The organism is Streptomyces sp. NRRL WC-3618, assembly GCF_001280005.1.
Lineage (GTDB): Bacteria > Actinomycetota > Actinomycetes > Streptomycetales > Streptomycetaceae > Streptomyces.
In genome coordinates this window covers 1-13,857 of record NZ_LGDW01000471.1, presented here as the reverse complement: position 1 = coordinate 13,857, position 13,857 = coordinate 1, and the positions used below count along the sequence as shown (strand labels likewise).

Genomic DNA, 13,857 nt, shown 5'->3' with positions numbered 1-13,857 from the left:
ACTGCGTCCGAGTCCGGACGATCAACAGTCAACCGACACTCAGGAGCATCATGTCCCTCCCCCTGACCCGCCGGATCGCCCGCGTAGCGCTGCTCGTCGCAGCGGGAGCGGCAGCCGGGGTCGGTGCGGCCGGCTCCGCCAGCGCGGCCCCCGCCGGTCTGCCGGCCACCCCGAACCTGGGCGGCCTGACCGCCCTGGACGGGGCGAACGTCGGCAACACCGTCGACGGCGCGGCCCAGAACGTCTCCGGGCTCGCGGGCCAAACCGGTGGCGACGCGGTCAAGAAGGCCGTGCCGGCGGCGGCCGCGACAGGCGGCAAGGTCGCCAAGAAGGCCACGCCCGCCGCGCAGAAGACGGCCGGCGGAGCGACGGGCGACGCCGGCGCCCTCCTCGGTGACACCGCGAAGACCGCCACCAAGGGCGGCCTGCCGACGGACGCGCTCCCCACGAAGGGCCTGCCGGGCGCCGGCCAGCTGCCCCTGCAGGGCCTGCCGCTGGGCTGACCCGAGCAGCGGTGAACAGGTGATGGCGGAGGGGCCCGGGGATCTTCCCCCGGGCCCCTCCGTCTCTGTCTCTGTTTCTGCCTCTGTTTCTGCCTGCGCCTGCGTCGCCGCGACTACAGGCGGGCGACCGCCGCCGCCACCCGCTCGTCGGTCGCCGTCAGGGCCACGCGGACGAACGTCTCGCCCGCGGTGCCGTAGAAGTCGCCGGGCGCCACCAGGATGCCCAGGTCGGCGAGGTGGGCGACGGTGTCCCAGCAGGACTCCTCGCGGGTGGCCCACAGGTAGAGGCTGGCCTCGCTGTGCTCGATGCGGAAGCCGTGCCGCACCAGCGCCTCGCGCAGGGCCGTGCGCCGGGCCGCGTACCGTTCGCGCTGCTCGCGCACATGCGTGTCGTCGCCGAGCGCCGCCACGACCGCCGCCTGGGTGGGTGCCGAGGTCATCATGCCGCCGTGCTTGCGGATCTCCAGCAGCGGGCCGAGGACCGCGGGGTCGCCGGCGAGGAAGGCGGCGCGGTAGCCGGCGAGGTTGGAGCGCTTGGAGAGGGAGTGGACGGACACGATCCCCTCGTACGAACCGCCGCACACCTCGGGGTGGAGCACCGAGACCGGGTCGGCCTCCCAGCCCAGCTCGATGTAGCACTCGTCGGAGAAGACCAGCACGCCGTGCTCGCGGGCCCAGGCGACCGTTCTGGTCAGCTCCTCCTTGCTCAGCACCCGGCCCGTGGGGTTCGAGGGCGAGTTGAGCCAGAGCAGCTTCAGATTGGTCGGGTCCAGCTCGGTCGGGTCGTCGTATACCTCGTACTCCGCGCGGGCCAGCCGGGCACCCACCTCGTACGTCGGGTAGGCCAGGCGCGGGTAGGCGACCTTGTCCCCCGGGCCCAGCCCCAGCTGGGTCGGGAGCCAGGCGACCAGTTCCTTCGAACCGACGATCGGCAGGACGTGGCGGTGGGTGACGTCCCGGGCGCCGAGGCGCCGTTCGACCCAGGCGGTGAGCGCGTCGCGCAGTTCAGGCGTGCCCCAGACGGTCGGGTAGCCCGGGGAGTCGGCCGCGTCGATCAGCGCTTTCTGGATCAGCTCGGGGACCGGGTCGACCGGCGTGCCGACCGACAGGTCGACGATGCCGTCCGGGTGCGCGGCAGCCGTCTTCTTGTACGGCTCCAGTTTGTCCCAGGGGAAGGCAGGAAGGCGGTCGGAGACTGCGGACACGGGATCTGGCTCACTTTCCGGCACGGAGTGGACGTATCAACGACACGTACGAACGACAGCACAAACGTCACGTACATGCGTACGAACAAACGCCTCGGTCCCGTACGGCGGTCAAGATCAAGGTGATCAGGCCGTACGGGACCGGGGCGACGCGGGTGCTACGGGCGCACTCAGCCGTTCTGCGGCGGCAGCGCGGCGATGAAGGGGTGGTCGCGCTCGATCAGTCCCAGCTTGCTGGCGCCGCCGGGCGAGCCGAGCTCGTCGAAGAACTCGACGTTAGCCTTGTAGTAGTCCTTCCACTCCTCCGGAGTGTCGTCCTCGTAGAAGATCGCCTCGACCGGGCAGACCGGCTCACAGGCACCACAGTCGACACATTCGTCCGGGTGGATGTACAAGGACCGGGAGCCCTCGTAGATGCAGTCGACCGGGCACTCTTCGATGCACGCCTTGTCCTTCACGTCGACACAAGGCTGCGCGATGACGTAGGTCACGCTGTCGTTCCTCCTCGATAGGGCGCTGGCGAGCCTTCTACAGGCTCCGCCACCTGGCGCGCGGGAGCGCGGCGTCGTCGATGCCCGCACCTAGTATCTCCGTTCCGGGGCATGATCCATACAGGAGGGGTGAACTGACCTGTGGAAATCTCTGCGGCCGGCCGTCTCGAGGTCCGCATTACCGCTGCTGACGTGGGCAAACGTGTCTCAGTTCGACGGCTGAACGAAGAAGCTCCGGGTAAAGAGATGTTCACCGACACGGTCGGCGTTCTCACATCATGGGACGAAGACGCCGGTGTGCTTCTGATCACACGGCGGAACGGCGAGCGTGTCCGGGTGGCGGAGGCGTCCCTGGTGGCGGCCAAGGTCGTCCCCGCGGCGCCCGCCCGACGTCGCGGTCCCGCCGCCTCGTACGAGGAACTGGCGCGGGTCTCCGCACGGTCCTGGCAGCCGCTGGAGAGCGAGCGGCTCGGCGACTGGGAGCTGCGGGCGGCTTCCGGGTTCACCCGGCGCGCCAACTCGGTGCTGCCGATCGGCGACCCCGGCGTGCCGCTCGACGAGGCGCTGACCCTCATACGGCGCTGGTACGACGAGCGCGGCCTGCCCGCCTACGTCCAGACCGCCACCGGTGCCGAGGGCACGCAGGAGCTGCTGTGCGCGCAGCTCGAGGCGCGCGGGTGGACGCGTGAGGTCACGGCCGAGCTGTGGGTCGGGGGGCTGGCGGCCGTCGCCGATCTCGGCACGGACGCGGCGGAGGTCGTGCTGTCCCGGGAGGCCGACGAGGCGTGGCTCTCGCGGTACCAGCGCAAGGGTGTGAGTGACGTGGCCCTTGCGGTGCTCGGAGGAGGGCCTTCGGTGTGGTTCGCGACCGTGTCCGGGGGCGCGGACGAGCCTCCCGCCGCGATCGGGCGGTGTGTCGTGGACGGGCGGTGGGCCGGGTTCGGCGCGGTTGAGGTGGATCCCGCCCAGCGGCGACGGGGGCTGGCCACGGCCGTCATGGCCGCGCTGGCCGGGCGGGCGCTGGCGGAGGGCGCGTCGGCTGCCTGGCTTCAGGTGGAGGCCGACAATGCGGGGGCGCGCGCCCTGTACGCCGGGATGGGGTTCGGAGCGCATCACTCCTACCATCACTATCGACCAGCGTGAGAGGGGACGGGCCAGGTATGCGTTTGCCTCATCCCCCTCCGTTTCCGCCGGGGCCCGGACGGTCCGCCGAGCTGCGCCGGCTCTTCGCGGACGAGGCGCGGGCCGAGCGGCCCGATCTGACGACGCTGTGTCTGCTGATGGGCGCGGTCGCGGACCGGGCGCTCGACGACGCCGCCATCGACGCCGTGCAGATGGAACTCGACCGGCTGGCCGGGCAGTTGCCGTTCCGGCCGGGCGGCCCACGCTCCTGGGCGACGGCTCTGCGCGAACTCCTCGGCGAGCGCGAGGGGTTCTGTGGCGGCCCCGCCGACTATCAGCGGCTGCAGTCGTCGCTGCTGCACGAAGTGCTGGTACGGCGACGGGGGTTGCCGATTCTGCTGTCCGTGGTGTGGATCGAGGTCGCGCGGCGGGCGGGAGCGCCGGTGTACGGGGTCGCGCTGCCCGGACACTTCGTCGTGGGGTTCGGCCCGGTCGACGAACAGGTGCTCGCCGATCCCTTCGACGGGGGGCGGGTGTTGAGCGGGGGCGACGCGGAGTTGCTGGTGGCCGGGGCGACGGGGGAGGCGTTGGATCCGTCGATGCTGACGCCCGCGGATCCGCTGGACGTGGTGATGCGGGTGCTGAACAACGTCCGGGCGTGGGGGGCGGCGCGGCCTGAGCGGTCGGAAGTGTCCTTGTGGGCGGTGGAGTTGGCGTTGCTGTTGCCTTCGCATCCGGCTCGGTTGCGGTATGAGCGGGCTCAGTTGCTGGTGCGGAGGGGGGAGTTTCTCGCGGGGGCGGCTGAGCTTGAGGGGTATGCGGAGGTCGTTTCTACGTTTGACTTGCCGTCGGCTGAGCGTATGCGGGGGCAGGCTCGAGCGGCTCGAGCCCGCCTCAACTGAGGTTGCGTTTTCGGGTTCGGGTGCGTTGTGGCTTGTCGCGCCCACGCGGCGGAGCCGCACATGGATACAGCCTCGCGCCCCTGGGTGGGCGACGCCCAAGTCTCTTACAACCAACCCTTCTCTCTCGCTATCCGTACCGCTTCCGTTCGGTTTCTTGCCGTCAGTTTCTGGATGGCCGTGGAGAGGTAGTTGCGGACCGTGCCCTGCGACAGATGCAGGGTCTTTGCCAGTTCGGCGTTTGTGGCGCCGTCCGCCGCCGCGCGTAGGACCTCGCGTTCGCGGTCCGTCAGGGGATTGGCGCCGTCCGCCAGTGCCGCCGCCGCCAGCATCGGGTCGATGACGCGTTCCCCGGCGAGTACCTTGCGTACCGCTGCCGCGAGTTGGGCGGCCGGGGCGTCCTTGACCAGGAAGGCGTCGGCGCCGGATTCCATGGCGGTGCGCAGGTAGCCGGGGCGCCCGAAGGTGGTGAGGACGACCAGTTTCAGGGACGGGAATTCCCGGTGGAGCTGGGCCGCCGCCTCGATGCCCGTGGCACCCGGCATCTCGATGTCCAGGAGGGCCACGTCCAGGTCGGCGTGGGCCCGGGCGGCCGGCAACACCTCGTCGCCGCGCGCCACTTGGGCCACGACCTCGATGTCGGGCTCCAGGCCGAGCAGCGCGGCCAGCGCCTCGCGGACCATCGACTGGTCCTCCGCCAACAGAACCTTGATCGTGCGGGTCATGAACCGGATCCTACGTCCGCCGGGGCGACCCGGGGGCCCGACGGCACCCTGGCCACCAGGCGGAAGCCGTGCTTCACGCGGGACGCCTCCAGGGAGCCGCCCGCTTTCTCCAGGCGTTCCGCGAGGCCGGTGAGACCGTTGCCCGGGGTGCCGGAGGAGCCGTCGCCCCTGCCGTCGTCCTCGACCGAGAGTTCGAGTACCGGGCCGTCCAGGGTCTGCCGGCTCAGCACCTCCACCGTGCAGCGCCGGGCCCCGCTGTGCCGTACGACGTTCGTCACGGCCTCGCGCAGTGTCCAGGCGAGGGCGGACTCCGCCTCCTCGTCGACGTCGGTCGGGGCGGCGTCCGCGGGCAGCGTCGCCGTGATGCCCGCCGCCGTCAACGCGACCTGTGCGCCCGCCAGTTCACCGGCCAGGCGGGGACGCCGGTAGCCGCTCACCGCCTCGCGTACGTCCACCAGGGCCTGGCGGCTGACCTTCTCGATGTCGGCCACCTGCTGGGCGGCCTGCTCGGGGTGGGCGGGGAGCATCCGGCCCGCCAGCTCGCTCTTCAGGGTGATCAGGGAGAGGGAGTGGCCCAGCAGGTCGTGCAGGTCCCGGGCCAGGCGCAGCCGTTCCTCGTTCGCGGCGAGCTGGGCGACCGTGGCCCGGGCCTCCCGCAACTCGATCGTCGTACGCACGAGTTGCCGTACTCCCGCCATGGCGGCGCCGCCGAGGAGGGCCGGGACAAGGAGGTCGGCCAGGAGGGAGCGACCGCCGGGGACCGCCAACGCGACGGCCGACATCAGGGCCGCGTTGGCGGCGATCGCCCAGCGGGACATGCGCAGCGGCAGGGCGGCGCCGGACGAGGTGGACACGTACACGAACAGGACGAGCCACTCGCGGCCCAGGCTGAGGGTCAGGACGGCCGACTGGGCCGCGAGGAGCCCCAGGGAGGCCACCACCATGCGGGTCGTCTCGCCGCGGCCCGTGCGGAAGACCAGGGCCGCGTACCAGGCCACGAAGACCGCCAGGCCCAGCCAGCCGAGGACGCGTACGCCGGTGCTGTGGCCGCCGTGGAGGAGGTCGCCGACCGGTGCGCCCAGGTAGACCAGCCAGACGCCGATCCACAGGGACTTCATCACCCGCCGCTTGGGGGTCGTCGGGCGCTGCCCGATGCCGACGCTGCTCACGCCTTCAGCGTGTCCTTCCGGTACAGCCAGGCCGCGCCGCCCGCGAAGAGCACGAACGAGACGGCCAGGATCGCCACGTCCTGCGCCTTCGGGACGTCGCCCAGCTCGATGGACCGCCCCAGGGCAGCGTACGCGTGCGTGGGCAGCCACTTGGCGATGTCCTGCAGCCACTCGGGGAAGGTCGTCGTCGGCATCCACAGGCCGCCGAGCATGGACAGGCCGAAGTAGACGATCATCGTGATCGGGCGGACCGCGTCCCCGCTCGCCAGATAGCCGATGGCCACCCCGAGCGCGGCGAAGACCAGGCTGCCCACCCAGATCGCCCCGGTGAGCGCGAGCCACTGCCAGGCGTCCAGGCGTACGTCCTTCACGGCCGCCGCGACCACGAAGACGATCACGATCGACGGGAGGCTGATCACGGCCGCGCTGGCCGTCTTCGCCAGCACATAGCCGCGGCCCGGCAGCGGGGTCAGCCGCAACTGCCGTACCCAGCCGCTCTCCCGCTCCTTGGCGATGCGCTCGCTGTTGCCCATCAGGACGGCCGTGAGAGCGCCGAAGGAGGCCATGGAGACCATGAAGAAGGTCGGGAGGCTGAGACCGATGCCCTGCACCTTCGTGGTGTTGTCCGCGCTGCCCGCGATCAGCAGGAACAGCGCGGAGGGGTAGACCACCGAGAAGAACAGGAACTTGCGGTTGCGCAGGGCCCGGGTGATCTCGAGTCGGATGAGGTTGTTCATGAGGTGCGCGCCTCCTCGGCTGCGGCGGTGAGGGTGACGAACGCCTGTTCAAGGCCCAGGCCGGCCACTTCGAGGTTGCGCGGGTAGAGGCCGAGTCCGTACACGGCGTGGACGGTCGCGTCGGTGTCGGCGGACTGGATGCGGACGGTCTGACCGGACACGTCGAGCGAGGTGAGGAAGGGCAGGGAGCGCAGTGCCTCCTCGTCGACCGGGGTCTCCAGGGCCTCCAGGTCGAAGGAGATCCGGCGGGCGCCCGCCTTCGCCTTGATCTCGGCGGCCGTGCCGTCGGCCAGCAGCCGGCCCCGGTGCAGGACGAGGACGCGGTCCGCTATCGCGTCCGCCTCCTCCAGGTAGTGGGTGGCGAACAGGACCGTACGGCCCTGGTCGGCCTGCTCGCGCATGGTCGCCCAGAAGGCCTGGCGGGCGGTGACGTCCATGCCCGTCGTGGGCTCGTCCAGGACGATCAGGGCGCTGTCCCCGGCCGTGGCGAGCGCGAACCGGACGCGCTGTTCCTGGCCGCCGGACAGCTTGTTGACCTTGCGGTCGGCGAGCTGCGTGATCCCGGCCCGGGAGAGGACCTCGCCGACGGGGAAGGGGCGCGGATGCAGGGCGCAGACCAGCGAGACGAGCTCGCGGACGGTCACCTCGTCCATCAGGCCGCCGCTCTGCAGCATGGCGCCGACATCGCCGCCGACGATGGCGTCCCGGGGGCTCTTGTCGAGGACGCGGACCGTGCCGCTGTCGGGCTGCTTGAGACCGAGGAGCAGGTCCAGGGTGGTCGACTTGCCGGCGCCGTTGGGGCCCAGGAGGGCGACGGTCTCGCCGGGCCGGAGGGTGAGGGTGAGCCCGTCGACGGCCCGTGTGTCGCCGTAGCTCTTGGTGACCTGGTCGAAAGCGACCACGGAAGTGGTTTCCATGGGGTCCATCGTGGCCTGGGCCCGCTCCGCCGGGCAGTGCCCGGGGTCCTGACTCGCGGATGACAGATGTCATGGGTCGACGTCATCGGTCAATGACATCGGTCCTGGGGTACGAGGGTGACGTCCCCGTACGTCGGAAGGGGCGCCCGATGTCCTCGGGCGCCCCTTCCGACGTACCTGCCGCGCGGCCGAACCGCTACGTCGGGTTCGTCTCGATGACGCCGACCCGGTTGGTGGAGCTGATCAGCGCGGGGCGCAACGCTCCGATCACGTCCTCGACGGTGACCGGGGTCTTGTTGCCGTTGCCCCGGGCGATCAGGACCTGGTCGAAGGTGCCGCCGTACAGCTCCTTGAGCGCGGTCTTGTCGTAGGCCTCGACCAGCTTGCCGTTGATCGGCTTCACCTGGAGGAACTTCCACAAGGAGTTCTCCGGGCTGAACTGCACCTCGGCCGTGCCGACGTCGGCCTTGACGGTGACCTTGCCGGACATCGCCGGGACGGCGAACTTCTTCATCATGCGGTCGACCTCGGCGTCCGAGATCGTCGGCCCCTGCACCTTGGTCGGCACCTGGACCGGCGTGCTCGTGCCGCTCTCCACCTGGCTGCGGTAGGCGTTCACGACCAGCTCGGCGGCCGCGCCGGGGTCGATGCCCTTGGCCGCCTTGCCGTAGACGGCGACGGCCTTGCCGGACAGGAACCTGATCGTGCCGTCACTCGCCGAGCCGGCCCCGCCGGACACCAGCTGGAGCGCGGCGGCCAGCTTCTCCTCGTCGACCGGCATGACGGGTTCGACGACCCGCTGCTGCCCGAAGAGCGAGCCGACCACCGACACCGGGTTGTAGTCGCTGACGGCCGCCGCCCGGACCGTGGCCTGGGTGTCGAACTGGAGTCCCGCCTGGTCCGGCTTGAGTTCGACCGTCTTGCCGTCGACGGACAGCTTCAGCGGCTGGGTCATCCGCTCGTCGAAGGCGTCGTCGAGCTTCTTGACGGCCTCGTCACGGGTGCCGCCGCCGATGTCGACGCCGAACACGGTGGTGCCCTTGGGCACGTCGGAGTGGTTCATCAGCAGCCCGGCGCCGTACGCGGCACCGGCGACGACGAAGACGCCGACGACGAGCAGCGTGACCTTGCTGCGGCCCTTCTTCTTCGCCTTCTTGCCCTTGGGCGCGGCAGCGGCGGGGGTGTTCGGCGACACCGGCTCGGGCAGCTTCGGCGGGGTGTGCGGAAGCGGTCCGTCGGGGTGCGGGCCCGTCCCGAACGGGGAGTTCCGGTCGGTCGGCACGACGGGCATGCCGCTCGTGAGGGTGGAGCTGGAGACGTTGTCCACGGAACCGCCGTAGCCGCCGCCCGGTTCGGAGGCGTGCTTCTGCGGGGTCAGGATCGCGGTGTCGTCGCTGAGCCCGGCGGCGAGCCGACCCGTCCCGGACATGCCGGGGGCGACGGAGCCGTTGCCGGCGACGGGCGGGACGACGGGGCCGTCTCCGGTGACGGGACCGCCGGTGGGGCCTGCGGGGCCGCGTCCACGGGGGCCGCCCGGGCCGCCGGGTCCGAAGCCGTTCTGGCCGCCCAGGCCGCCCTGACCGTTCTGGACGCCGAAGTCACCGAAGTCGTTGGGCGCCGTGAAGTCGTCCTGGGCGGAGAAGTCGTGTTGCGGGCCGAACCCGCCGGCCTGACCACCACCGAAGCCGTTCTGACCGTTGAGGCCGCCCTGACCGTTGAGGCCGGCCTGCTCGTTGGGGCCGCCCTGACCGTTGTCCGGGAAGTACGGCAGGTCGTCGCGTCGCGGCTCACCACGACCGTCGCCGACACCAGCACCGGGATCACCCTGGCCGCCACGGGGGTTGCCGGCCGACGCGTAGGGAGACGTGCTCAGCGGTCCCGCCCCGGCCGCCAGCGCGGACACGTCGAAGGAACCGGTGCCGCCACCGTGCCCCGGCGCCACCGGACCGGCGCCGGTGGCCCCGGGGAGCCCGGCACCCTTGGCGCCCCCACCGGCGGCGCGTGGGCCGCCCGCGTTGCCCGCGGCGCCCATGACGCCCAGACCGGGGCGCGAAGAGCCCGTGGAACCCACACCGTTGGGTCCGGCGGCGGGCCGGGGTCCTGCGGGTACGGGACCCGAACCGCCGGGCAGACCGGCGCCGTTGCTCGCGCCGGCGCCCGGACCGCCCTTGGGCGCACCGGCCTTGCGCGGCGCGAACCAGTCGCTGGTCTTCTCCCCGCCCTGGGCCGGGGGTTCGGCGGACGGATCGGCGGCGCCGTTGGACGCGGGCGCGGCCGGTGTCCGGCCGTCGCCGCCCGTCTTCGGCCGCGCGTGCGTGCCGGTGTCCTCGGCGGACTCGGGCTCCGCGACGGGCGTCCGGACGACGACCGGCGGAATGGGCCGGGATCCGGGGATGTTGATCCGGATCCGGGTCGTCAGCGTGGTCTCGGTCTTGGGCCCGTCCGGCTCCGCGGCCGAACGGCCCGCGTCCGCACCGCCGTCGGACGCCATGGGCGTGCCGTACGGCGGTGTCCCCGAGGGGTAGGCGGCACCTCCGCGCCCGTTGGGCCCGGAGGACGGACTGTCAGTTTCACGACTCAAGGCAGGTTCTCCCGGTTGGCTCCGCCGCCCGACGCGACCTCACGCGGGCAGCTCGGCGGCGCGCACCACCATACTGGCCGCTCCCGGCACGTATCCCACGACCGCCGGAGAAACCATCACTGGACCCCCACGCGGTTGCGGCGGCGAAGTAGTACGTCACTTCCCAAGTCGGACGGCGGGGCCATCTGGTTGCCGCGTCCGGGCGAGGGTGGCACACATCACAGCGACAGCCATCCCCCCGAGGAGGAAGAGGTACGAGCCGACTCCCGCGGCGAACAGGAAATCCCCCTCCGGGCGGCTGGCGGTGAGCAGGACGACGGCGACCATCCAGCCGACCACGGGCGCGACCGCCCCGGCGCGAGTGCCGACGCCCCGCGCCCCGCCCAGGAACAGCCCGCCCGCTCCGCCCAGCGCGAGCAGCAGCCCGCCCGGGAACCACGCGCCCTGGACCAGCGCCCCCGCGGCCCCCACGACGGCCCCGAGGACGAAGAGTCCCAGGTAGACCGCCGCACGCCCCGGAGAGGGCGCGACGAGCGGCTGCGCCAGCAAACCGCTCCCGCCCGCACCGGCGCCATCGGCCCCCGTCACGGCCTTTCCGCGTGCTCCGCCCGCGGGGATCTTTCCGTTCGCACTCATCGCACACCGCTCTCTGAGGGCCTGTCGAAAACCCCGTCGAACAGATCCGTCTCACACCCCGAACCGCGTTCGCCCGGCTCCCCACGCACCAACTCGTAGTACTCGTCCGTGAAGAGCGGCTGGGCCTGCTGGTTGGAGAGGGCGAACCAGGGCTCGGCCACCTCGATCTGTGTGGCGTGGGCGCGCATCGCGTCGGCCTTGGCGCCGGCGTACGCCGTGCCGTCGACGACTGTGGTGACGCGCTCCTCGTCCACGACACCCGGTACGTCGTCGATCGTGCCGGCTTTGGCGAAGGGCAGCCCGGGCAGCGCCTCCTGGAGCCGGGCGAAGCCCTTCTCGGCGACCGGACGGGGCACCCGGTTCCAGTACACCTTGGGCACGCTCCAGCCGGCCTGGGCGGCCAGCTCCACGGCGCGCATGGCGACGCGGTGGGCCTGGATGTGGTCGGGGTGGCCGTAGCCGCCGTCCGGGTCGTATGTCACGACGACCTGGGGGCGGACCTCGAGAATCACCTCGACGAGGTACCCGGCGGCCTCGTCGACGTCCGCCTGCCAGAAGCAGCCGGGGTCGTCGTTGTCGGCGAGCCCCATCATCCCGGAGTCCCCGTATCGGCCAGGACCGCCGAGCAGCCGGTGGTCGGCGACGCCGAGGGCGCGCATCGCCGCGTCCAGCTCACGCAGCCGGTACTCGCCGAGGGCGGCGCCGGTGAGATGCGCGAGCTCGGGCGGAATGACCTCGCCGTGCTCACCGAGGGTGCAGGTGACCAGGGTCACCAGGGCGCCGTCGGCCGCGTACCTGGCCATGGTCGCGCCGTTGTTGATCGACTCGTCGTCCGGATGCGCGTGCACCAGAAGAAGACGCCGGTCGGGCATTTCCGTCATGGGGCAAGCCTACGAGGCGCGGACCCGACGTCCGCCGCCCCCTGGGTACCCGTTGCCCGTCGCCGTGATCGTTGGGGTGGTCGTCAAGCACATGGGCGATGGCCGGCGCGATACGTTCGATCCAGTCAATGCTGTCCCATGGGGCTCAGGGTCCTACAGGCCGAGAACGGAGCGAACGGCACGCTCGATGCGCTCCATCGTCTCGGGCGTCACCGCGCCCAGTCGCTTGGCGTTCTCGAAGCGCCGGGCGGCGTACTGGGTGATGTTCACGGGAACTGCGACCGCTTGCACCGGATCGGTGATCGGCACGGAGACCAGTGTGTCCGGGTAGGCGCCTGCTGGATGCAGGAGCAGACACACGGCTGCCTGGAACTTCGTATTCACCTCGTCGATGGAGAGCACCACGACCGTACGAGTGGCCTCGCCGACCGGAACCTCCCAGACAGAGCCTCGCTTCAACGGATGTCCCCCGCCGGATCGTCGTCACCGGTGTCGACCAGCAGCGCACCTTCACTGTCCATAGCGGCCAGCGCGTCCCGGAGTGTCTGCTCGCGCAGGGTGCGGACCATGTAGGCGTTCAACGAAAGCCCCGCGTCAGCCGCGGCCTTGCGCACTTCGACGTCGAGATCATCCGGTATGCGAACCGTGAATACACTCATGCCACCACTTTAGTCGTCGCACTGCGCACCGTGAAGGCGCTTCCTTCCGGTGAGATCGGATCGGCAGTCGCGGCAGCGGCCGGGTCACCCTTTCCGGATCCTGATCCTGCGGATGCCCTCAGAACCCCAGGTAAGTGATCTGGACGACGTAAACGCGCTCGCTCCGCACGACGACCTGATACGTGAACATTCCCCCGGGGACGATGATGTCGCCACCCTTCGGGTCCGCCTCTCCATGGGCCCGGCCGTGGACATGGAGGGCTTCTGCTGCCCTGACCAGTTCGTCCGCCTTTCTCTCCACCGCACCGAGGAACGCGGCTGGAGCAGTACGCGCGGCAGCCTCCGCGCCAAAGGCGTACTCCCACTTCCAGCTCACTCGCGAGCTGCCTTCATGGCCTCGTCCAGGATGGAACTCAGTTCCAGCAGGGCTTCCCGAGCAGTGACCGGATCTTCGTGCTCCAGACGGCTCGTCGCATGTGCGTAGCGGGCGGCCAGATCGGGTCGGCGCGCGATTTCGATGTTCCTGGCCCAGGTCAGGACCCAGCTCCGCACGGGGCTGAGGGACTGCCACTCCACCGCCTTGGCGAAGGCCTCGTCCTTCTGGGCCTGCATCTCCTCCAGACGTCCCGGTTCGACGGCCGCGAGGGCCGCGCGCAGAGCGTCAGGGGTGTGCTCGGGACGGGGGATCAGCTCGTGTCCGTGGTCAGACTGGGTGCTCATCGTGTCCTCCTGGGGATGCCCCCGCCAGCGTATCGAGCCAGGGCGGCGGCTGAGCGAGCCTCGGGAGGAGGCGGGAAACGCGTCGGCGGGGAATCTGTTCAAGGGTGACGGGCTGACCATGGCGAGACCCTGAGTCTTTCGTGTCGGGGAGGCGATGACGTGCGCCTGTGTGCGTCAGGCGGCCATGGGAACGGCGACTCGGTAGTCGCGGCAGCGACCTGGCTCTGGCGCGCGGAAAGCACGCTCGCAGCCGTCGCAAGTCTGGAGCGGGCTCCGGACGGCCGGCGGCGAGGCCGCCGGTGCGCGGAACGGCGCCGAAGGCGGCAGCTGGGCTGTGAGGCGGTGGGCCAGGAGGGCGGCTGGGCGGCGCATTCCTTCGGGTGGCAGGTCGCGGGTCAGCGCGTGCCGCACGGCGGTGGGGCCGACGTCGCGCTCCAGCCAGGCGGCGACGCCGGGTGCGAGGTGGGCCACGTCGCAGGCGGAGAGGAGCAGGCCGGGATCGTGGCGGCGCAGGTCGGCGAGGAGGTCGGTGGCGGCCTGGAGAAGGCCTGGTCCCTTGTACGCGGGCTGCGGTACGGCGGGGAGGGGCTTGCGTGGGGTGCGCTTCTTGGG

At 71.3% G+C, this 13,857-nt stretch carries 16 protein-coding genes and 1 pseudogene; 3 read left to right on the top strand and 14 right to left on the bottom strand.

What is annotated here, in order from left to right; genetic code table 11:
• Window positions 1-50 precede the first annotated feature (50 nt).
• On the top strand, window positions 51-503 hold the full coding sequence (locus tag ADL01_RS35595; protein WP_053746198.1) for a hypothetical protein: 453 nt from the start codon (window positions 51-53) through the stop codon (window positions 501-503).
• Between the two features lie 113 nt (window positions 504-616).
• Here ADL01_RS35595 and ADL01_RS35590 read toward each other — a convergent pair whose 3' ends face one another.
• Both ADL01_RS35590 and fdxA read right to left on the bottom strand, forming a co-directional pair.
• The gene (locus ADL01_RS35590; RefSeq protein WP_053746197.1) at window positions 617-1,708 is read right to left on the bottom strand and encodes a bifunctional succinyldiaminopimelate transaminase/glutamate-prephenate aminotransferase; all 1,092 of its coding nucleotides are present in this window, start codon (window positions 1,706-1,708) and stop codon (window positions 617-619) included.
• Window positions 1,709-1,878: 170 nt separating this feature from the next.
• A complete protein-coding gene (gene fdxA / locus ADL01_RS35585; RefSeq protein ID WP_003985062.1) occupies window positions 1,879-2,199 on the bottom strand; it encodes a ferredoxin in 321 nt (106 codons plus the stop codon).
• Between the two features lie 141 nt (window positions 2,200-2,340).
• Here fdxA and ADL01_RS35580 point away from each other — a divergent pair, with 141 nt between their 5' ends.
• Both ADL01_RS35580 and ADL01_RS35575 read left to right on the top strand, forming a co-directional pair.
• The gene (locus ADL01_RS35580; protein ID WP_053746196.1) at window positions 2,341-3,342 is read left to right on the top strand and encodes a GNAT family N-acetyltransferase; all 1,002 of its coding nucleotides are present in this window, start codon (window positions 2,341-2,343) and stop codon (window positions 3,340-3,342) included.
• Window positions 3,343-3,359: 17 nt separating this feature from the next.
• Window positions 3,360-4,223: a transglutaminase-like domain-containing protein gene (locus tag ADL01_RS35575; RefSeq protein WP_053746195.1), complete on the top strand. Its 864-nt coding sequence runs from the start codon at window positions 3,360-3,362 to the stop codon at window positions 4,221-4,223.
• A gap of 104 nt (window positions 4,224-4,327) precedes the next feature.
• Here ADL01_RS35575 and ADL01_RS35570 read toward each other — a convergent pair whose 3' ends face one another.
• The 12 genes and pseudogenes from ADL01_RS35570 to ADL01_RS43060 form a co-directional block, all read right to left on the bottom strand.
• Window positions 4,328-4,945, bottom strand: a complete 618-nt coding sequence (locus ADL01_RS35570) for a response regulator transcription factor (protein ID WP_053746194.1) — start codon at window positions 4,943-4,945, stop codon at window positions 4,328-4,330.
• Window positions 4,942-6,114 carry a sensor histidine kinase gene (locus tag ADL01_RS35565; protein WP_053746193.1) on the bottom strand — a complete coding sequence of 391 codons (1,173 nt, stop codon included), beginning with the start codon at window positions 6,112-6,114 and terminating at the stop codon, window positions 4,942-4,944. The genes ADL01_RS35570 and ADL01_RS35565 overlap by 4 nt, the downstream gene beginning before the upstream one ends.
• Window positions 6,111-6,851: an ABC transporter permease gene (locus tag ADL01_RS35560; RefSeq protein ID WP_053746192.1), complete on the bottom strand. Its 741-nt coding sequence runs from the start codon at window positions 6,849-6,851 to the stop codon at window positions 6,111-6,113. The genes ADL01_RS35565 and ADL01_RS35560 overlap by 4 nt, the downstream gene beginning before the upstream one ends.
• Window positions 6,848-7,777, bottom strand: a complete 930-nt coding sequence (locus ADL01_RS35555; RefSeq protein ID WP_053746191.1) for an ABC transporter ATP-binding protein — start codon at window positions 7,775-7,777, stop codon at window positions 6,848-6,850. The genes ADL01_RS35560 and ADL01_RS35555 overlap by 4 nt, the downstream gene beginning before the upstream one ends.
• Before the next feature lie 187 nt (window positions 7,778-7,964).
• Window positions 7,965-10,349 carry a hypothetical protein gene (locus ADL01_RS35550; protein WP_053746190.1) on the bottom strand — a complete coding sequence of 795 codons (2,385 nt, stop codon included), beginning with the start codon at window positions 10,347-10,349 and terminating at the stop codon, window positions 7,965-7,967.
• A 156-nt stretch (window positions 10,350-10,505) separates the two neighbouring features.
• A complete protein-coding gene (locus tag ADL01_RS35545; RefSeq protein ID WP_234354908.1) occupies window positions 10,506-10,985 on the bottom strand; it encodes a DUF6113 family protein in 480 nt (159 codons plus the stop codon).
• On the bottom strand, window positions 10,982-11,866 hold the full coding sequence (mshB, locus tag ADL01_RS35540) for an N-acetyl-1-D-myo-inositol-2-amino-2-deoxy-alpha-D-glucopyranoside deacetylase (RefSeq protein WP_053746188.1): 885 nt from the start codon (window positions 11,864-11,866) through the stop codon (window positions 10,982-10,984). Before mshB ends, ADL01_RS35545 begins: the two co-directional genes overlap by 4 nt.
• A 153-nt stretch (window positions 11,867-12,019) precedes the next feature.
• Window positions 12,020-12,325: a type II toxin-antitoxin system PemK/MazF family toxin gene (locus tag ADL01_RS35535; RefSeq protein ID WP_053746187.1), complete on the bottom strand. Its 306-nt coding sequence runs from the start codon at window positions 12,323-12,325 to the stop codon at window positions 12,020-12,022.
• Window positions 12,322-12,525, bottom strand: coding sequence for a toxin-antitoxin system HicB family antitoxin (locus ADL01_RS35530; protein ID WP_053746186.1), 204 nt, complete (start codon window positions 12,523-12,525; stop codon window positions 12,322-12,324). The genes ADL01_RS35535 and ADL01_RS35530 overlap by 4 nt, the downstream gene beginning before the upstream one ends.
• A 118-nt stretch (window positions 12,526-12,643) precedes the next feature.
• Window positions 12,644-12,901, bottom strand: a complete 258-nt coding sequence (locus tag ADL01_RS35525; protein WP_053746185.1) for a hypothetical protein — start codon at window positions 12,899-12,901, stop codon at window positions 12,644-12,646.
• Window positions 12,898-13,245, bottom strand: coding sequence for a hypothetical protein (locus ADL01_RS35520; protein ID WP_053746184.1), 348 nt, complete (start codon window positions 13,243-13,245; stop codon window positions 12,898-12,900). Before ADL01_RS35520 ends, ADL01_RS35525 begins: the two co-directional genes overlap by 4 nt.
• Before the next feature lie 174 nt (window positions 13,246-13,419).
• Window positions 13,420-13,857: pseudogene (locus tag ADL01_RS43060) on the bottom strand (helix-turn-helix domain-containing protein); the annotation flags it as partial.